Annotated in this window: 22 protein-coding genes; 6 read left to right on the top strand and 16 right to left on the bottom strand. The window is 42.6% G+C overall.

Going from position 1 to position 17,616, the window contains the following annotated elements:
• Positions 1–78 precede the first annotated feature (78 nt).
• On the top strand, positions 79–843 hold the full coding sequence (locus tag CGC50_RS05595; protein WP_095910031.1) for a UDP-2,3-diacylglucosamine diphosphatase: 765 nt from the start codon (positions 79–81) through the stop codon (positions 841–843).
• 264 nt (positions 844–1,107) lie between these two features.
• Here the strand turns inward: CGC50_RS05595 and rlmN are convergent, their stop codons facing one another.
• The 16 genes from rlmN to CGC50_RS05510 form a co-directional block, all read right to left on the bottom strand.
• Positions 1,108–2,139 carry a 23S rRNA (adenine(2503)-C(2))-methyltransferase RlmN gene (gene rlmN, locus CGC50_RS05590; protein ID WP_095910030.1) on the bottom strand — a complete coding sequence of 344 codons (1,032 nt, stop codon included), beginning with the start codon at positions 2,137–2,139 and terminating at the stop codon, positions 1,108–1,110.
• Between the two features lie 35 nt (positions 2,140–2,174).
• Positions 2,175–2,468 carry a hypothetical protein gene (locus CGC50_RS13755; protein ID WP_157909422.1) on the bottom strand — a complete coding sequence of 98 codons (294 nt, stop codon included), beginning with the start codon at positions 2,466–2,468 and terminating at the stop codon, positions 2,175–2,177.
• A gap of 130 nt (positions 2,469–2,598) precedes the next feature.
• Positions 2,599–3,957 carry a WD40/YVTN/BNR-like repeat-containing protein gene (locus CGC50_RS05580; protein ID WP_232781198.1) on the bottom strand — a complete coding sequence of 453 codons (1,359 nt, stop codon included), beginning with the start codon at positions 3,955–3,957 and terminating at the stop codon, positions 2,599–2,601.
• Between the two features lie 429 nt (positions 3,958–4,386).
• Entirely contained in the window at positions 4,387–4,545 is a 159-nt protein-coding gene (locus CGC50_RS13650; RefSeq protein WP_111986529.1) for a DUF2004 domain-containing protein, read from the bottom strand.
• A 118-nt stretch (positions 4,546–4,663) separates the two neighbouring features.
• Positions 4,664–5,221, bottom strand: a complete 558-nt coding sequence (locus tag CGC50_RS05570; RefSeq protein ID WP_095910027.1) for a hypothetical protein — start codon at positions 5,219–5,221, stop codon at positions 4,664–4,666.
• Positions 5,222–5,714: 493 nt separating this feature from the next.
• Complete coding sequence (locus CGC50_RS05560) at positions 5,715–6,497, bottom strand: hypothetical protein (RefSeq protein ID WP_095910026.1); 783 nt, start codon at positions 6,495–6,497, stop codon at positions 5,715–5,717.
• 310 nt (positions 6,498–6,807) lie between these two features.
• On the bottom strand, positions 6,808–7,086 hold the full coding sequence (locus CGC50_RS05555; RefSeq protein WP_002666358.1) for a SemiSWEET family transporter: 279 nt from the start codon (positions 7,084–7,086) through the stop codon (positions 6,808–6,810).
• A gap of 385 nt (positions 7,087–7,471) precedes the next feature.
• Positions 7,472–7,744: a hypothetical protein gene (locus tag CGC50_RS05550; protein WP_095910025.1), complete on the bottom strand. Its 273-nt coding sequence runs from the start codon at positions 7,742–7,744 to the stop codon at positions 7,472–7,474.
• A gap of 50 nt (positions 7,745–7,794) precedes the next feature.
• Positions 7,795–8,346 carry a hypothetical protein gene (locus CGC50_RS05545; RefSeq protein WP_095910024.1) on the bottom strand — a complete coding sequence of 184 codons (552 nt, stop codon included), beginning with the start codon at positions 8,344–8,346 and terminating at the stop codon, positions 7,795–7,797.
• A gap of 54 nt (positions 8,347–8,400) precedes the next feature.
• Complete coding sequence (locus CGC50_RS05540; RefSeq protein WP_095910023.1) at positions 8,401–8,910, bottom strand: glycoside hydrolase family 73 protein; 510 nt, start codon at positions 8,908–8,910, stop codon at positions 8,401–8,403.
• Positions 8,882–9,316 carry a hypothetical protein gene (locus CGC50_RS05535; protein ID WP_095910022.1) on the bottom strand — a complete coding sequence of 145 codons (435 nt, stop codon included), beginning with the start codon at positions 9,314–9,316 and terminating at the stop codon, positions 8,882–8,884. The genes CGC50_RS05540 and CGC50_RS05535 overlap by 29 nt, the downstream gene beginning before the upstream one ends.
• An 11-nt stretch (positions 9,317–9,327) precedes the next feature.
• The gene (locus tag CGC50_RS05530; RefSeq protein ID WP_095911295.1) at positions 9,328–9,681 is read right to left on the bottom strand and encodes a hypothetical protein; all 354 of its coding nucleotides are present in this window, start codon (positions 9,679–9,681) and stop codon (positions 9,328–9,330) included.
• 349 nt (positions 9,682–10,030) lie between these two features.
• On the bottom strand, positions 10,031–10,366 hold the full coding sequence (locus tag CGC50_RS05525; protein ID WP_232781197.1) for a DUF6706 family protein: 336 nt from the start codon (positions 10,364–10,366) through the stop codon (positions 10,031–10,033).
• Positions 10,351–11,448, bottom strand: coding sequence for a major capsid protein (locus CGC50_RS05520; RefSeq protein ID WP_232781196.1), 1,098 nt, complete (start codon positions 11,446–11,448; stop codon positions 10,351–10,353). The genes CGC50_RS05525 and CGC50_RS05520 overlap by 16 nt, the downstream gene beginning before the upstream one ends.
• A gap of 179 nt (positions 11,449–11,627) precedes the next feature.
• The gene (locus tag CGC50_RS05515; protein WP_095910020.1) at positions 11,628–12,191 is read right to left on the bottom strand and encodes a hypothetical protein; all 564 of its coding nucleotides are present in this window, start codon (positions 12,189–12,191) and stop codon (positions 11,628–11,630) included.
• A gap of 21 nt (positions 12,192–12,212) precedes the next feature.
• Positions 12,213–12,842 (bottom strand): hypothetical protein, encoded by a 630-nt coding sequence (locus CGC50_RS05510; RefSeq protein WP_095910019.1) that lies wholly within the window; start codon positions 12,840–12,842, stop codon positions 12,213–12,215.
• 874 nt (positions 12,843–13,716) lie between these two features.
• Here CGC50_RS05510 and CGC50_RS05505 point away from each other — a divergent pair.
• From CGC50_RS05505 to CGC50_RS13640, 5 genes are all read left to right on the top strand, one after another.
• Positions 13,717–14,115, top strand: a complete 399-nt coding sequence (locus CGC50_RS05505) for a carboxypeptidase-like regulatory domain-containing protein (protein WP_095910018.1) — start codon at positions 13,717–13,719, stop codon at positions 14,113–14,115.
• Positions 14,116–14,697: 582 nt separating this feature from the next.
• Complete coding sequence (locus CGC50_RS13750; protein WP_157909421.1) at positions 14,698–15,624, top strand: DUF6291 domain-containing protein; 927 nt, start codon at positions 14,698–14,700, stop codon at positions 15,622–15,624.
• Positions 15,569–16,369, top strand: a complete 801-nt coding sequence (locus CGC50_RS05495; RefSeq protein WP_095910016.1) for a hypothetical protein — start codon at positions 15,569–15,571, stop codon at positions 16,367–16,369. Before CGC50_RS13750 ends, CGC50_RS05495 begins: the two co-directional genes overlap by 56 nt.
• A 288-nt stretch (positions 16,370–16,657) precedes the next feature.
• Positions 16,658–16,822, top strand: a complete 165-nt coding sequence (locus CGC50_RS13745; protein WP_157909420.1) for a hypothetical protein — start codon at positions 16,658–16,660, stop codon at positions 16,820–16,822.
• 84 nt (positions 16,823–16,906) lie between these two features.
• Positions 16,907–17,119, top strand: coding sequence for a helix-turn-helix domain-containing protein (locus CGC50_RS13640; RefSeq protein ID WP_157909419.1), 213 nt, complete (start codon positions 16,907–16,909; stop codon positions 17,117–17,119).
• Positions 17,120–17,616: the final 497 nt, after the last annotated feature.

Raw genomic sequence — 17,616 nt, 5'->3', positions numbered from 1 at the left:
TAGATCCTGTTGTAGGGGCGATTTGCAAATCGCCCTTCATGAATAAGACTTTTCGGACAGCTTCCTACAGATGAAAACATGGAAATAAATTTACCAGCAGGCAAGAAGCTGTATTTTGCTTCGGATAATCACTTAGGCGCACCGACCTACCAAGAGAGTCGGGAGCGCGAGACGCGCTTTGTGCATTGGCTGGATACTATCAAGACTGATGCGGGGGCGCTGTTTCTTTTAGGAGACCTCTTTGACTTTTGGTTTGAGTACAAGACAGTGGTACCCCGCGGTTTTGTACGTGTATTGGGCAAGCTCGCTGAGCTTCGCGATAGTGGACTGCCTATCTTCTTCTTTGTAGGCAACCACGACCTGTGGATGGATGACTACTTCCCCCAGGAATTGGATATCCCTGTATACCGCAGTCCACAAGAATTTATCTGCCGTGGCAAGCACTTTCTCATAGGCCATGGCGACGGCTTAGGCCCTGGTGACAAGGGGTACAAGCGCATGAAAAAAGTCTTTACCAACCCCTTTTGTAAGTGGCTCTTCCGCTGGCTACACCCCGATATTGGGGTACGCTTGGCACAATATCTCTCGGTGAAGAACAAGCTTATCTCCGGTGACGAGGATGTGCATTTCCTTGGCCAAGACAAGGAATGGCTTGTGCAATACTGCCGCCGCAAGCTCCAGAGTAAGCACTATGACTACTTTCTCTTTGGTCACCGCCACCTACCTATGACTATAGACCTCGGCGGGGAGGCTACCTATATCAATACAGGAGATTGGATACACTACTATACTTATGCCGTATTCGATGGGGAGAGCTGCCAGCTCATCAGCGAGAAGTCGTAGGAGGGAATTGTCCATAACGGAAGGGCGAATTACCCATAATGGGAGGGCGAATTGCAATTCGCCCCTACGCGTGTGTTATCCGAACGTTTGCAAATATATGTGTAAAAACGTGTAAATACATATAAATACACAAAAAAGGCATCACGGGCATGGTGTGGGTTCTTTTGAGTGCGTCGTAGAGGCAAAGTCCGCGAGCTGGCGCAGCGGAGTATGTACTCCAATTCGCCCACATTACAAAATCGTCTATGTTACAATTCCCCCCCATTACTGCTTATTGGCCAATTGTCCGCAGGCGGCATCGATGTCCTTGCCACGAGAGTAGCGGATGGTCGTGGTGATACCTGCTTCTTCGAGTTTTCTTTTATACAATTGTAGTGCTTTTTCGTCGGCTTGTTCGAAGAGTCCCTCGTCGATAGGGTTGTATTCGATAAGGTTTACCTTGCAGGGAGCAAAGCGGCAGAAAGCCACCAGCGCCTCTACATCCTTGGGGGTGTCATTGATCCCTTTCCAGACTACATATTCGTAGGTAATGCGGCTTTTGGTCTGCTGATACCAGTATTGGAGGGCGGTTCTCAGCTCGGTAAGGGGAAAGTCCACCGTCCAAGGCATGATCTTGTTGCGTGTCTCCTCGATAGCCGAGTGTAGGGATACGGCAAGGCGAAACTTGACCTTGTCATCGGCCATCTTGCGGATGAGCTTGGAGACGCCCGAAGTGGATACGGTGATGCGTTTGGGAGAGAAGCCCAGCCCCTCTTTCTCGGAGGTGATGCGCTCGATAGCCTTCATCACATTGGGGTAGTTCATCAGAGGCTCGCCCATGCCCATAAAGACGATATTGCGCAGCGGACGCCCGTAGTAGAGGCGACTCTGCTGGTCTATGGTGAGCACTTGGTCGAAAATCTCATCAGGAGAGAGGTTGCGCATACGCTTAAGGCGTGCTGTAGCACAAAAAGAGCAGTTCAGTGAGCACCCTACCTGACTGGAGACACAGGCGGTGATACGCGTATCGGTGGGGATGAGCACGGACTCCACATACAGCCCGTCGTGTAGGCGTACGGCATTCTTGATAGTACCATCCTCACTGCGCTGCATGGTATCCACCTTGATATGGTTGATGACAAAATGCTCCGAAAGCAACTGGCGGGTCTCCTTGGAGAGGTTGGTCATCTGCTCGAAGGAGTGAACCCCCTTGCTCCAAAGCCACTCATATACTTGGTTAGCACGAAAAGCCTTTTCCCCATGGGAGAGGAAAAAGGCTTGTAGTTCTTCTTTTTTTAAAGCACGAATATCTTTCATAATGGCTGCAAAGGTACAAAATAAAGCTGAAACATTTACTTTTGTTTTCTCGGGTGTAATAGAAAAAGAAGCAGCATCGCCACGCCCCAAAGGAAAAGGGAGAAGTAGGGGTGTTTCCTCAGATCAAAGGTTTGTTTGTGGGTGTCCCGAATATGTCTCTGGTGGGTCTGCTTCTCTGTGGTTCGCTGCTCATGCTGCTTGAGCTGCTCCTCTAGCGCTTTCTTGCGAATGCCACTCCCGCAAAAGACGCTCATCCCTATGTGCATGATAGGCTTGCTCCGCATTAGTTGCAATTCCTTATCTATTCTGAAGATAGAAGAAAGAGACAAGTAAAAAGTCTTTCGGATAGAAAATAAATAAAAGCTGTTGCAAATCTTACCTTGCAACAGCTTTTATATCAGTAGTTTTTCACTTCGCAAGTAAAAATCATAGTATCCCAATGGGGGTTAAGTAATTTCACTATTTAAAATAGTAGCGGTATAACAGACCATCTTCTGCAAAAGCATAAAGTACATTTTCAGTGTAATAGAGTTTTTTGATTCTGCTTTCGCCTTCAAACTCTTTTTGCCAAGTATAGCCTCCATCAGTAGTTTTGTAGATAACTTTGCTTGATGATTCCCAGCCTATATTTTCATCTTTAAAGGCCAAGGAGTGATAAGCTATTAAAGGAAATTCAAAAGGTAATTTCTGCCAAGAGTATCCCCCATCAGTAGATTTGTATATTCTCTGATTCGCTTGAGATGATATTAAACAATAACCTATTTGATTAGTAGGGAAATCCACATCGACAGCCATTCCTTCGGGATCATTTTCAAATACATATTCTGTCCATTGTTCATTATTACCATTACAGAATAGTATTATAGCTTTGTGATTTTTGTCATCCAATCCACCAATCCATATATGGTTTACATCTCTTTTAAAAGCACAAAATTGATAATCAACAAGTCTACGGGTATTAACTTCTCTTACAGGATAAAAATCTTTCCCATTAGTTGATTTATAGACGTCGCCAGCTATTGAGACCACAATGATATTTTTCATTTCATCATCACAAATTACTCTATTGAAAGTAATATTTTTATTGTAAAAAATTTCTTTTCCACTATTAATAAAAGGGTTAGGAGTTTTTGTTCCTCCAATAGGTACTTTGTATACACCACTAGAATTTACATTCAGACCTTCGTGAGTGGAGGTAATATAAAAATCAGAAATATAACTCCATACACCTGTATTTGCCCATTTTTCCCAAGTGATGCCATTATCTTTGCTAAAAACCACAATATTTCCAGAGGATTTCTCCCGTACTTGTGTACTATATATGTAATCTCCTATGATTTGGGTTTTTACATTATACCAATAAGAAGCATTGGCTACATCCCATTGAGTTTTTACCCATTGTCCTATGACTTTATCAATGATACCTATTTTTTGTTCATAGTCATTGGTTACGTTGTTTTCTATTATAGCTTTTTCGCCGAAATGGAATTTTAGTTCTGGCAAATAAGTGCTACTGCGAGGTAATATAAGGGTGAGCTTTTTGCCATCAGATGAAACTGAGGTGATAGTAGCTTCGGTGTCTCCAAAAGTTACTTTACATTGTTCTTTTTTAGGGAAATTCTCCCCTAAAATATCTATGCTATCACCTGCATAACCATAGTTTTTGCTATATGAAGTGATAACAATTGCTTTTTGTTCAGCAGATGGGGTAACATTGCTGTTGTTATTGCCGTTACCACTATTAGGGTTAGAATCGTCTTTGCCACAAGAGGTCAGTAGTAAGAGTACTAAGCCTATTGTTTTTAACATTTTTTCCATGTATATTTATTTTTAGTTTTTTACATTGAAGCTGTTTAAACTTTTTAGAGAAGAAGCTGTTTAAACTTTTTCTTATAATAAAATAAAAGTTCCCGAAAATTAGTAATTTTGTGTTTGAGAAAAAACACTAAAATTCAGGAACTTTGGACAAAGATACAATAAATAATTGGATTATTCCCTTTTTAAGTGTAAAAAAGAAGGTTTAGCTTTAATAATGGAGAGCAACCAGATGTTTATTTTGATGAAGAATTGTACAAAAATAGGTTTAAGATTGAACAAGCAAATGGTTGGCTTGACGGATATAAAGGTTTGATAATGAGATATGAGTATCTTGATGTAACTTGGATTGGAATGCTTTTATTAGGGTTTATATCCAAGTTTTTAAAAAAAGTTTAAACACGTTTTTTGTAAAAACTTCTACTCTATAAATTAACTTTCCCAGTCAATAGCAAGGATTTCCCCATTTAAGTCATACTTCACAGCAAGGATTTCATCAGTTTCCTCTGGGCGTATCATATAGTTGACAATTACCTCGCCTATTGATCTTTCACAAATGGTATACCACAGTTCAATAGTTTCTACCTTCATTTCTCATCGAAACCACACCTCTCACCGTGATTTGAGCCTTTACAGAAAGCCCTATCACTAAACTGAATAATACAAATACTTTTTTCATTACTCATTCTTTTTCTATTAAAAACCTATACTATATACTAACAGCTGGATAATAAAAATCCTCCGTTGGGAAGAACTCCTTCTTTGTTTTCGAATCTTGGAGCTTAATGATATTTTTCTTGTCCTTATCTAAAAAAATCTTAAAAATTTGCTTTTCTTTCGTTTTATCATTTGTTAGTTCTACATTATCGCCAACAATTTTAACGGATTCAGAAAACCATGGATAATCCACTAAATCAGTATAAAACATAAGAGGGGTAAGGTTTTTATCCAATTTAGCTCCTTTTTCTACAGAGTAAATTACTTTCAGAGCAGAAATATTATAAAATCTTAATTCTTTAAGCGACCGAAATTCAAGATAGATTTTATAAATCATCCTGTCTTCATTAGCGATAATAGTAGAATCCTTTACTTCCATTCTCCATTGGAAAGCAAGCACCGTATTATCTTCAAAAACCCTTCGGTAAGGAGATTTTTGCACTTTTTGTTTGGTAATTTTTTCAGGTGGTGGAGGAATAGATTTTTTCTTCTTTTGTCCAAAAGCCACAAAGTGAGCTGCCACCATGACAATTAAAAGTAATTTTTTCATATTGAATCTGTTTAAACTTTTTCCTATAATAAAGTAAAAGTTCCCAAAAATTAGTAATTTTGTGTTTGAGAAAAAACACCAAAATTCAGGAACTTTGGGCAAAGATACAATAAATAATTGGATTATTCCCTTTTTAAGTGTAAAAAAGAAGATTTAGCTTTAATAATGGAGAGCAACCAGATGTTTATTTTGATGAAGAATTGTACAAAAATAGGTTTAAAATTGAACCAGCAAATGGTTGGCTTGACGGATATAAAGGTTTGATAATGAGATACGAGTATCTTGATGTAACTTAGATTGGAATGCTCTTATTAGGGTTTATCTCCAAGTTCCTCAAAAAAGTTTAAACACGTTTATTATCTGTTTGTTCCCCTTTATAGATGAAGTCATCACTATTCTTTTCAAAAGTATGATCTAACCCAATACTGTGCAAAACTTCGTGTGCAGCAGTTTGCTCACCAGCGTTTAAGAAGCTGCCAACTCAAAAATTATATCACGGCTCTGTAAAGATATAATCAAGTCTTTCATTCTCTTTACCAAATGCTGCTTTATATCTTTTTGCGTACTCTTGTTTTGAAATCTGTTTTCCAGAAATTGCATCTATAAAATAATGTAGATCACAATTTCTATATGTACAAACTATCAGATGATCCTCTTCTCTTTTTTGTTTTTCTTTTTTTGCTAATTCTATATATTTTTCTTTTTTTGCTAATTCTATATATTTCTCTAAACATTTATCTTTTGGGTAACCATCTTTTATCACAACTTTCCACATATTCATTTTTTGTACATAATATAATTCAAATCCAAAATAATTTGTTCCTCTAATATCAACAATTCTACCTTTTCCAGTTTTAAGGTTGATATGCCCTTTCTTTTCCAAGAATTGTAAAATATAAGGATATTTAATTTTCTTGAATTTCTTATCTTCATCTACAATTCTTTTAACACCTTTTTTATTGTAATAAACAGATTTTCCGATAAGTACATTTTCTCCTATAAAATGCTTGATGCTTTTAATTTTTCCATTCGGATAATAATCTTTACGGCGTGTTATAAAAGAAGGGGAGGGCAAACTTTCCTCTATATACCCCCCTTCTTCTTTGTCAAAATCTATATCATAAACTCTGCACCCTTCTTTCATATATACCTCTTTCAATAATACCCCCCTTTTATGTTCAAGCTCTTTAGCGAGCTTAAAATCAAACGTTTCATTTTTAGATTGTGCTATTACATAGGAAGCATACAAATATAGTAATACTAAAAATACTCTCATAATTGCTCATTAATTATTTTATTTAATATTTCTTTTTTGAGGTGTCTATTTAGCTACATACTAATTGACTTTGGGAAACGTTACTTGATGTATTACCTTATGTAATGTAGGAAAATTCTTCCCATTATTACTAAGTCTGTTTTAAAGCGTTCAGTAAACTCTAAGAGGCTTTGTCCCTTAAATAATTCCATAATACATTAATTTTCAGAGTGCAAATATATGAAATTATTTTGATACCTCAAATTATTCCAAAGTAGGGATTAGTGATCGTTTTTGCTTTTAAGGACAAAGCAAAAACATACAAGTAGCTTTAAAGCGAAGTAATAAAAGTTAAGAATCCTAAAACTACCCCTACCAAATTGGGGATAATGAGAATATAATCTGGTTTAGGCTCTTTTGTCCAGCCATACACCACCCAGATAAGACAAGACCCCGCTGCAAACAAAGGTTGCCAAGGTTGTGCTTTGTGCCCCTCTAAGTTGGCCATAATTTGAGGAATATAGGCTACAAATACCGCCACTCCTATAAAGGCTCCTATGGAACCTATAAACAAATTAATTTTTTGCTTGATATTTCTTTTTTCGTTCATAATAACATGGTTTTCTGCAAAGATAGTAATAATTTTCGTATTTTGCAAAGAAATCTCAAAAATAATTAGAAAAAATTTTTTGAGGTGTCTATTTGGCTACATGCTAATTGACTTTGGGAAACGTTACTTGATGTATTATCTTATGTAATGTAGGAAAATTCTTCCCATTATTACTAAGTCTGTTTTAAAGCGTTCAGTAAACTCTAAGAGGCTTTGTCCCTTAAATAATTCCATAATACATTAATTTTCAGAGAGCAAATATATGAAATTATTTTGATACCTCAATAAAACATCTCTCTTCCTGTTTCAGGATGAGGTACTATAACCTTAGTTTGGGCATAGTTAAAAGTTCCTAATAGTAAGAATGCTGTAAATAATAAGTGTTTCATCTTCTTTTTTCGTTTTCAATTTCAATTTTAATAGCAGGATTTACAATAGCCCATTGCCAACACCAAGTACTATAACAAGGATAAGGAGCTAATAAATCAGTATAAGACATTAGATTTGTTGTATAGTTTAGAGCAAATACATATTTTTTATTGGGAAAGATAATGTTTGTATTTTCTCCCTTATCTTTGTGTGTATGAAAATCTATAAACTTTTCTACCTGATTAAAGAATTTAGTTTTAAGAACCCCCCATAAGAGTATTAATAACATTCCCCTCTGAGTCTTTTTCGCTACAAAGGTACAAAATAAAGCTGAAACATTTACTTTTGTTTTCTCGGGTGTAATAGAAAAAGAAGTAGCATCGCCACGCCCCAAAGGAAAAGGGAGAAGTAGGGGTGTCTCCTCAGATCAAAGGTTTGTTTGTGGGTGTCCCGAATATGGGTCTGGTGGGTCTGCTTCTCTGTGGTTCGCTGCTCATGCTCCTTGAGCTGCTCCTGGAGTGTTTTCTCCCTAAAGTGCAGTTTTAGCACCTTCGCCCCTTGTATGGAAAGGGTCTGCCCTTGTGCTGTCTTCTGCTGGGAGATAACCACTCCTTGCAAGGAGGGCGCTGGCAGGGGCGAAAGGGACAAGGAGGGCACTCGTTCGGGCGAGAGGGGCAGGGGCGAAGACCAGGCAGCAGGGGCGAGACTATCGGCGGGGACAACCTCCAAGGCGATTTCTTGCGAATGCCACTCCCGCAAGAGACTCTCGCCCCTATACTCGTGATAGGCTTCCACAGAATCACGTTGCTGGAAAAGTTGTGTATGCTCTTGGCTTTTCTTGACACTCCTACAGCTGACAAGGAGTAAAAGAGAGAAAAAGAAAAATTTCATAATAATTTTTAATTTTTAATTTTTAATCATTGTTCATTAATCATTGTTCATTGATCATTGTTCATTGATCTTTCGTATAATTCTCCTGAGTTTGCCTTCGTAGTCGGGGTCGGTGGCATAGCCTGCTTGTGCGATGAAGTGAGCAAAGGCGAGAGGGTCTTCACGGTGGAGGAGTGCTTGGCGGTAGCGAGGGTTGCGGGTGAGCAGTCGGGCGTGGTGCAGGAAGCTCTCAGCGGGGGAGTCATAGCGGCGAAACCAGTCCTTGACCACGTGTAGGTATTTGCCATTGGGTAGCGGGGTGATGCTGAGAATCTCGGGGAAGTCGCCCTTACGAGCGGGCTTAGGGAGTATCTCTTGGGTGCGTAACAGCTGCTTGAGGTGGTCAGGGGTGAGTGCGGTGGCCTTGATACCGAAAAACATATTGCCGGGGGTATGGGCGCCCCAGCCTGTCTCCAGCGCCGCTTGGGCAAGACTAAATAGGGCGGAAATACCCGTAAGTCGTTCGCTCTCAAGGGCGTAGGGGAGATATTGTTTCTTAAAATCGTAGGGTGATAGTGGCTGCATGTTGGTGTATTTTTGCAAAAGAAGTAAGAGTTTGTTTGTCAATAATATAGTGTATGTTTCCCTGTACCCATGAGGCACGTAGGGCGCTGATAACCTCTTGGCAGAGTTCTTTCAGGCGGTAGCGTGGGGATACGTATTGGGCGCCTATCCTCCCCATATATACGTAATGATCAGGGACGTAGAGGAGAATCTGTGCCTGCCCACTGGGAGGGGGTAGCTTCTCACTCGGGGGTTGTCCCTTGGGGCGAAGGTAGCGGCAGGCAAGACACTGGATGACTATATCCTCCTTCTGTGAGTCATTAGGACGGTCATTGCCTAAGTAAATGCCCCCGCTGAGTCCAAGACGCTTCCTTACCTCAGGGGTGGAAAGAAGCTGGTAAAGGTGGGTTTCTATTTCGAAAGTCACGAAAATAATGATTATAAAAAGATTCTATTATGCAGCTGTCCTTGGTCGTATTTCTGTACGATGGAGCAGCTACGGGGGTTGTTGCCTTCGGGGTCGTTGGTAATAAGGATAAGGGAGCCCTCGGCAATGTGTGGGGCATCGCGGGGGAGGTACACCACATAGGCGAAGCGGCGAAAGGAGGCATTGGCGGTCTGTACATGATGGTAGAGGCTATTGGCCAGAGGTACTTCCTGCCCCTTGCTATTGGCCTCCTGCAAGCAGCGACAGGCAAAGGAGCGCGAGAGGGTACTGGCCATCCATGTGCCATCCGCCCGCTGCTGGGAGAGGGAAGGAGTAAGAAGAAAAAGATAATGAGGGTAAAGCATTTTTGAGTAGAGTGAAGAGTGAAGAGTGAAGAGTGAAGAGTGAAGAGTGAAGAGTGAAGAGTGAAGAGTGAAAAGTGTAGCCAAGCGAATGAGCTTGGGTATGTGGTGAAGAGTGAAAAGTGAAGAGTGAAAAGTGTAGCCAAGCGAATGAGCTTGGGTATGTGGTGAAGAGTGAAAAGTGAAAAGTGAAAAGTGTAGCCAAGCGAATGAGCTTGGGTATGTGGTGAAAAGTGAAGTTAGCTGTGGGCACTCGCTGGCTACATTCTTCGTTCTTCATTCTTCGTTCTTCACTCTTCACTCCCTCCGTTCTTCATTCTTCGTTCTTCACTCTTCACTCCCTCCGCTCCCCTCACCATATCTGTGATTGATCGTTGAGTTTAGGGGCGTGGGAGGGGAAGAGGATGTTGCGCTCGCCCAGCTCATAGCATAGGGCGGTGTAGTACTCCTTGAGGGCTTCTAAGTTCCAGCTTTGGGAATAGGCACCTTCGCTTTTCTTCAGGGAGGCGGGTGCCAGTATCAAGGAGAAGAATTGGTAGATGGCTCTGTCGCAGCGGGCTATCTCCACGGGGGCTTGTGGAGATAGCTGCGCTTTGAGCAGAAGCAGCTCGAGGGTTTCCTTCTCTATCCCTAAGGGCGAGAGGGTGCGGCTCAGGTATAGAGCATTGGTCATTAGTTCTTGTTCCATGAGGTGCTGTTGGTTTGCATAAGGATGGAGCGAGCGGCGAGGTTCCAGGCAGGGAAGAGGTTGGCGATACCCTCGGTGACCTCGCGCACAGGGGATTCTTCGGAATACTTCTTGATGAGGGTATGCCCGTGGAGCACCTTTAGGGCGTGGGAGGAAGTCATCTTCATATCGATAGGAGCTTTCCAGTAGGTGTTGCCCAAGACCTTGCTTTCGGAGAAGAGAATCACGTCGTCCTCGAAGGGGTTGGCCGTCCTTGTCTCTCCACTGATGGATTGCAAGGAGATCTCTTGGTCGATGACGATGATCTGCAAACCGCGATAAGTCTCGGCATGCTTGGCAAGGTAGGTGTTGACGGTACTCAGGTCAGGAGCATCGGCAAGGGGAGCATTCGCATAGGGAGCACAGCGCTTGCCTACTTCCTCTTGTGAGGCAAACTTCAGGAAGGTATCCACGTTCATAAAGGCATATTTGTAAGAGACTCCATGGAGCTGTTGTCCTAAGCGCAAGGCCTTGATGAAGTCCTTGGAGAGGGGTTTTCCGGTGGTATTATTGTTGTAAGAGGCCTCTACTCCTATTTTCTGAGCGGCAGGGATTTGGTAATCCAAGTCGTACTGACTTACCACAGAAGCGTTGTTCTCGGTCGTCAGCGAGAAGCGTCCTAAGGAAATCTGTTGGAGCGCCATCCATTCGGCACGAGCAGCGATACCATGCCAGCAGGCCTTGGTGTCATCAGCCCAGAACTCGATAAGGGAGAGCATATCGGGATTGGCGCCACAGGCAGCTACCATTAGGTCGTACTCAGTGAGTTCGTCCTCATTCTTCTCGCGAGCGATGGAGAGCTTAGGGATATCCCCAGAGAGCTTAGAGAGTCCTTTGCGGTTTTTTTTAGGAATAGAAGCGCCACGAGCGATGATATCTCCGGCTACTTTCAGCCCTGCTTGCCCCTGAAGCATACGCCAGGAGAGGGTAGAAGCCTCTCGCAAAGGAAAAAGAGTAGGATAATAATATTGTTCGAGATTGTAGGAGCCTACAACCGCTTGCAAATCGGTCTGGTTAAGACCTGTCATAAGTGATGCATTCATTTTTTTAATAATTAGAGAATAATGATTAATGATTAATGATTAATGAATAATGAATAATGAATAATGAATAATGAATAATGATTAATAATTAATTATTAATTATTAACAATTAACAATTAACAATTAACAATTAACAATTAACAATTAACAATTAACAATTAACAATTGAACATTGATCATTATAAAAAGATAACTCCTTTGAGGGCGTCTTTGATGGTTTTAGGCATAGGGGGCATGAGGGCTTCACTCACTACGCAACTCACCCAAGCGGCACAGAAAAGGTCGTCGCGCATAGGCACCAAGCAGGTGTAAGAGGCCAAGGCCACGGGGGTCACCTTGGGGAGGAGGTCATTGCCCTTGGACTGGAATAGCGGTGTTTCCTTAGGGAGTTCCACTGCTAAAGCCGTCTCAAGAGTCAGGAGGTCATACTCAGGGTTTTGCTTATTGACTGTTTTGATTTTCTGCCCCTTAGCGGTATCTGCAGCGATATAGTCCCCAGGGAGGAAGTGATGTCCCTTGGCAATCTTTATCTCAGTGGCAGAGGCGCTTGTCAGGGTAGTAGAGGTTCGGGCTGTTTTCACCACGGCATAGCGCCCGAGGGAGTCCTTGCCGATAGGCGTTCCTGCGATCAGTTTAGCGCCCCCTAAGACCTCTGTTGTAATGGTTACCCCACCGGAGAGGTCGGCCAGGGTGTGCATAAAAAGACCCGGGGAGGGGTAGGATTCGGTAATGTGTAATTTCATAGGTCGTTGTTGGTAAAAGAGTTATACTTGTTTTCCTTTGAATTGTTGCTGCGCGTTGGCTTGGAGTTGGATAAAAGAGACCACCGCAGGAGAGACATTCTGCAGCGGTGTCTCCTTGGTGTAAAAAGGCGGGTGTTGTAATGCCAAGCTTCTGTTGGCGAGGGTTTGATTTGCCTGTTGTACGTCATTTTTCTTTTGTTGTAGATATTGTTCGAAATCGGCAGGGGTAGCAAAGTGCATTAGGGGGAAGTCGCGCAGACTCTGCATGCGGAAATTGCTATCTTGGCACTGAGCGAGTACCTCCTGAAGGCGGTTGTGTTGTAGCTGTTGTTTTTGTTGTGTCTCGAATAGGCTTAGGCGCTGTTCGAAAGCCAGTACAGCCTTGCGTACACTCTCCTCGATGCGCTTGTCCAAGGAGTCCGCAGCACTTGGGGTATCCCCTGCTACAGAAGGGGGTGTGCCTGTCGGAGTGGGGGTTGTTGCCGCAAGATAGTCCGCCACTTGCTCTGCGGTGAGCTTATTGACCAAGGCTTGTCCTTGGTGAGCATCAGGCTGTTGGGCAGCCAAGGAAGCAGCCAAGGTCTCCAAGCGAGCGGCATCCATTGCTGAAAATTTCTCTGTCAAGAGCGATAAAAATTCTTCTTTGTTCATGGTTTTAGGATTATGGGGTATTAGGGTTTCGTAGACTAACGCCTAAGACCTGTTTTAAATTCGATGCAAAAATACAACATTTTTGATGTACAAGTCAAGAAGAATCGTTGTGAGAAATGAGAATAGAAGTGGGAGGGGAGAGGGCAGTGAAAAGTGAAGAGTGAAGAGTGAAAAGTGAAGAGTGAAAAGTGAGCAGAGGTCAGTGATATTGGCATGAGGTTTTTTGCGTGTGTCGTAGGGGCAAAGTCCGCGAGCTGGCGCAGCGGAGTATGTGATGCAATTCACCCTTATGCTGTTGCGTGCGTTTTTGCCTCAAATCGCCCTTGTTGCAAATTCACCCACATTTCAAATTCGCCCATGTGGGAGGGCTAATTGCAATTAGCCCCTACACGTGTGTTTTCTGGACGTTCGCAAGTATAGATGTAAATACGTGTAAATATATGTAAATACACAGAAAAACATCATGGGCATGGTGTGAGTATGTTTGCGCACGTTGTAGGGGCGAATTGCAATTCGTCCATATTGCAATTCGCCTTTGTTGCAAATTCACCCACATTACAATTCGCCCATATTTCAAATTCGCCCATGTTTTCAATTGCCCCGATGTGGGAGGGCTAATTGCAATTAGCCCCTACACGTGTGTTTTCTGAACATTCGCAAATATACATGTAAATACACAAAAAAAGCATCACGGGCATGGTGTGAGTATGTTTACGTGTGTCGTAGGGGCGATTTGCAAATCGCCCATACAGAGGGCTTTGTTTCCAGGTTCTAAAAATTGTTAAAATAAATACAATTAACAAAATAAAGTCGACAAACAATGAAAAAATTTTTATATTTGCCCTGTAAATCAGAAAAAATAAATCTAATAAATATGAAAAAGTTGTTTTTTGCAGGGTTGCTTACTGCAATAGTAGGGGGAAGTGTAGTGGCGGCGTCACTTCCCTCTTCTGTTTTAGAAGATCCGCTGGAGGGAATACAGCAGCGCCCTACCACTTACAAAGTGACTGGTACACTGATGAATAGACGTAATCATGTGGCTATAGCAGGCGGGATGATTATCTTGAAAGACCTTACCACAGGTGATCAACAGTCCCTTCCAAGCGATACTCAAGGGGGGTATACAGTAGTGCTACAAGTGGATCATAACTATACCCTACAGGCGAGTGCTTCAGGTTACAAGACCTCCGAGCCTGTCACCTTCCGCGCCAATACCAACGACCCCGAACGTGTTCCTATGAAAGTGCAAGACTTTAGGCTCAGTGAGCGGTAAAAAATAAAAGAGAGCTTGCGCTCTCTTTTACCAATTCTAACCACAAAATCTAATATATGAAAAACAATTTATCTTTTTGTTTCTTTGACGGTGCAAAGGTAGGGTAGTTTTCTTCTTTGACCAATAGATTTTTATTATTTTTTTTCTATACCACTATCGATTTTTTCTATTTAACTTCCTCTGCTTACTGCTCACTGCTCACCGCTCACTGTTCACTGCTCACCGCTCACTGACCTCTGCTCACTACTTACTGTCAACACAGACAAGGGCGATTTGCAAATCGCCCCTACAGCAGGATGCAAAACCTTCATGCCAATATCAATTATTAATGAGCAATGTTCAATGATCAATGATTAATGACCTCTGCTCACCGCTCACTGTTCACTGACCTCTGTTCACTGTTCACTGCCCTCTGCTCACCGCTCACTGTTCACTGCCCTCTTATATGTTAAATCTCTTGTTTTTGGCTTCAAAATGTTGTAATTTTGCAACGTTTTTAATGTCAATTAGTAGTCTGTTACTCATTACTCATTGATCATTACTCATTGATCATTAATCGTTAGTCATTGAACATTGATTATTATGAAGGATTCATTTGTATTTTATCGTGATTGGCTCAACGTAATGGAGCAATTACCCGCAGAGATTCAGCTCGAACTGTACCAAGCAGTAGCCCAGTATGCCCTCAATGGCAAAACACCTACGCTCTCGCCCATGGCAAAAATCGCCTTCGGGTTTATACAACAAACCCTTGATAGAGATGAAGATAAATATCATAAAACAGTCGTATCAAGTAAAGTGAGTGGGCGCATGGGAAATCTTAAGAGATGGCATAAAGATCTTTATCAGAAAGTGCTCGAAGGAACTCTTTCTTTAGAAGATGCTGAGAGTATCGCCCAAGCGATGAAAAAATCGCCCCCCGATAAGGAAAATCGCCCCCCGAAAAATTTATCGCTTAATGATAATGATAATGTCAATGATAATGATAATGTCAATGTCAATGATAATGATCTTTCTTTTTTAGAAAAAAAGAAACAAAAAAACGCGAGTGTAAAAAAAAGTGGCATCAAAGAAATTGATTTTCAAGAGCTTTCGGTAGAGACGCTTAAGGAAGAAAAAGAAAAAAATTCCGCGCAAAAAGAAAAAGAAAAATCCTCAGTCAAGGCATTTACCCCTCCCTCTCCTGCAGAAGTGGCGGCCTATTGTAGGGAGCGCGGCAATGATATCTCCCCTGAGAGCTTCTGTAGCTTCTATGCCTCCAAGGGCTGGCGCGTGGGGAATCAGCCTATGAAGGACTGGCGCGCTGCTATACGACACTGGGAAACACGGCGCTCCCATGAGAACAAACAGCAATCTTTCCCCAAAAACAAACAATCTCAACCCTTAGTTATCGATGAAAATGGAAACATCTTGTCCGCAGAGACTAACAACAATACCACACAAGCCAACACTTATGTGGCAGGAAGACAAACCGCAGCTTCTCTTAGCGCAAATCTCCAAGGTTGGTAATGGGCTTTCTCCCGTAGGCTTTGTCGAGAAGCTCAGAGACTTTGCTCCTTTGCGAGAACAGCCCGAGCCCATAGCCCGTATGGCCATTGGACTGATTGTCACTCAGCATGCGGCTTTGATAGGTATCAAGGGCACTATTGATGCCATGAACAAGGAGGATATCTCCAACCTTATCTATAGCCGCTTTGCTCACTTGGCTTTGGAGGAGCTCCACAAGGCATTCCAGCTCGAGCGCTATGGGGAACTGGGGGAAGCTACTGCGCACTACAACCTGATCAATGCTCCCTATATAGCTCAGGTACTCACCAAGTATGTCTCTTGGCTTAGGAAAACACGCCAAAACCATCCTCACCTCTCCCTCGAGAGGACTCCCCCAGAGCAGACACCCCCTGCACCTCCCTCCCCAGAACGCATAGAAGTACTCGCCCAGCAGATGCAGCAGCAGTACTTGCAAACCGGACAAATGCCCTTGTTCTGCTCTTGGCTCTTCGATGCTATGCGGCAGGTGGGCATGCTCCCTGATTTCTCCCCAGAGGAAAAAAAACTCCTACAGGCTCGCTACCAGAAGGAACGACTCGAACTCTCTAAAGAGAACAGACCCAGATACAACCCCTCCGCCTCCCTCTATGAGGAAATCGCCCTGAAAAAAGAAATCGCCTTGAAATACTTTTTTGAACAAAGGTCAGTGAACAGTGAACAGAGGTCAGTGAGCAGTGAGCAGAAGTCAGTGATCAGAGGTCAGTGAACAGAAGTCAGTGATCAGAGGTCAGTGAATAGTGAACAGAGGTCAGTGAATAGTGAACAGAGGTCAGTGAGCAGTGAACAGAGGTCATTAATCATTAAACATTGATCATTAATCATTGATATTGGCATGAGGTTTTTTGCGTTCTGTTGTAGGGGCGATTTGCAAATCGCCTATATTGACAGGTGATCATTAATCATTAAAAATTAATCATTAAAAATTAATCATTAAAAATTAACCATTAACCATTGCTCATTAATCATTAACAATTAACAATTAACAATTAAAAAAATGCTTTATATTACCATTCCAGAAGAATCGATAGAGGAATCCTATCGAGAAGTTTTTGTACATTTGTATACCACCGTTCAGGCCTTGGGAGGTAGCATCCGCTATACCTTTGAGAAGGCCAAGAGTCCTTCGCAAGAGAGGGAAAGGAACTGGTCATCTTCGTGAGAGTCAGCGAGTTGTCCCACGGGGCTGAGCCATGAGCGTCTTGGGCAAATCCTCACGAGGGTCTGCCGGCTGACGGGTTGTTTGGTGCAAGAGATATGTTCGACCAGTCGAGTGCCTAAGCACCTATATGCGCGCTTGTTCTTGGTGCACTTAGCCTGCCAAGAGGGCGCCACCATCTCCCAGCTCTGCCTGCTGCTGGGGCGCGCTCCATCGACCATCTACCGCCTGCGTAAGCAATACGACCAAGAAGTCCTCTATAATCCAGCTTTTAGAAAGATAGTGAGCAGAGGTCAGTGAACAGTGAACAGTGAGCAGTGAACATTGATATTGGCATGAGGTTTTTGCGTGCGTCGTAGGGGCGAATTGCAATTCGCCCATATTGCAAATTACCCATATTGCAAATTACCCATGTTACAATTCACCCCCATGTGGAAGGGCTAATTGCAATTAGCCCCTACACGTGTGTTTACTGGACGTTCACAAATATACATGTAAATATACGAAAAAAGCATCACGGGCATGGTATGGGTTCTTTTGCGTGCGTCGTAGGGGCGATTTGCAAATCGCCCATGTCACAAATCGCCCATATTGCAAATTACCCATGTTACAAATCGCCCCCATGTGGAAGGGCTAATTGCAATTAGCCCCTACACGGGTGTTATCAGGATGTTCACAAATATACATGTAAATACACAAAAAAGCATCACGGGCATGGTATGGGTTCTTTTGCGCACGTTGTAGGGGAGATTTGCAAATCGCCCACATTGCAATTCGCCCATATTGCAAATTACCCC

Source organism: Capnocytophaga gingivalis (assembly GCF_002302415.1).
GTDB lineage: Bacteria > Bacteroidota > Bacteroidia > Flavobacteriales > Flavobacteriaceae > Capnocytophaga > Capnocytophaga gingivalis.
Note: the sequence above shows the minus strand (reverse complement) of the source record. Positions and strands in the feature narration are given on the sequence as shown.

What these genes read in the sequence shown, in the direction of transcription:
- CGC50_RS13650 (WP_111986529.1), bottom strand. Translation starts at nt 4,545, where the DNA reads ATGAAGGTAGAAACTATTGAACTGTGGTATACCATTTGTGAAAGATCA.
- CGC50_RS05540 (WP_095910023.1), bottom strand. Translation starts at nt 8,910, where the DNA reads ATGCAGCCACTATCACCCTACGATTTTAAGAAACAATATCTCCCCTAC.
- CGC50_RS05545 (WP_095910024.1), bottom strand. Translation starts at nt 8,346, where the DNA reads ATGAAATTTTTCTTTTTCTCTCTTTTACTCCTTGTCAGCTGTAGGAGT.
- CGC50_RS13745 (WP_157909420.1), top strand. Translation starts at nt 16,658, where the DNA reads ATGCTTTATATTACCATTCCAGAAGAATCGATAGAGGAATCCTATCGA.
- CGC50_RS05520 (WP_232781196.1), bottom strand. Translation starts at nt 11,448, where the DNA reads ATGAATGCATCACTTATGACAGGTCTTAACCAGACCGATTTGCAAGCG.
- CGC50_RS05555 (WP_002666358.1), bottom strand. Translation starts at nt 7,086, where the DNA reads ATGAACGAAAAAAGAAATATCAAGCAAAAAATTAATTTGTTTATAGGT.
- CGC50_RS05580 (WP_232781198.1), bottom strand. Translation starts at nt 3,957, where the DNA reads ATGGAAAAAATGTTAAAAACAATAGGCTTAGTACTCTTACTACTGACC.
- CGC50_RS05515 (WP_095910020.1), bottom strand. Translation starts at nt 12,191, where the DNA reads ATGAAATTACACATTACCGAATCCTACCCCTCCCCGGGTCTTTTTATG.
- CGC50_RS05595 (WP_095910031.1), top strand. Translation starts at nt 79, where the DNA reads ATGGAAATAAATTTACCAGCAGGCAAGAAGCTGTATTTTGCTTCGGAT.
- CGC50_RS05525 (WP_232781197.1), bottom strand. Translation starts at nt 10,366, where the DNA reads ATGGAACAAGAACTAATGACCAATGCTCTATACCTGAGCCGCACCCTC.
- CGC50_RS13750 (WP_157909421.1), top strand. Translation starts at nt 14,698, where the DNA reads ATGAAGGATTCATTTGTATTTTATCGTGATTGGCTCAACGTAATGGAG.
- CGC50_RS05510 (WP_095910019.1), bottom strand. Translation starts at nt 12,842, where the DNA reads ATGAACAAAGAAGAATTTTTATCGCTCTTGACAGAGAAATTTTCAGCA.
- CGC50_RS05505 (WP_095910018.1), top strand. Translation starts at nt 13,717, where the DNA reads ATGAAAAAGTTGTTTTTTGCAGGGTTGCTTACTGCAATAGTAGGGGGA.
- CGC50_RS05560 (WP_095910026.1), bottom strand. Translation starts at nt 6,497, where the DNA reads ATGAGAGTATTTTTAGTATTACTATATTTGTATGCTTCCTATGTAATA.
- CGC50_RS05550 (WP_095910025.1), bottom strand. Translation starts at nt 7,744, where the DNA reads ATGTTATTAATACTCTTATGGGGGGTTCTTAAAACTAAATTCTTTAAT.
- CGC50_RS05570 (WP_095910027.1), bottom strand. Translation starts at nt 5,221, where the DNA reads ATGAAAAAATTACTTTTAATTGTCATGGTGGCAGCTCACTTTGTGGCT.
- rlmN (WP_095910030.1), bottom strand. Translation starts at nt 2,139, where the DNA reads ATGAAAGATATTCGTGCTTTAAAAAAAGAAGAACTACAAGCCTTTTTC.
- CGC50_RS05495 (WP_095910016.1), top strand. Translation starts at nt 15,569, where the DNA reads ATGTGGCAGGAAGACAAACCGCAGCTTCTCTTAGCGCAAATCTCCAAG.
- CGC50_RS05530 (WP_095911295.1), bottom strand. Translation starts at nt 9,681, where the DNA reads ATGCTTTACCCTCATTATCTTTTTCTTCTTACTCCTTCCCTCTCCCAG.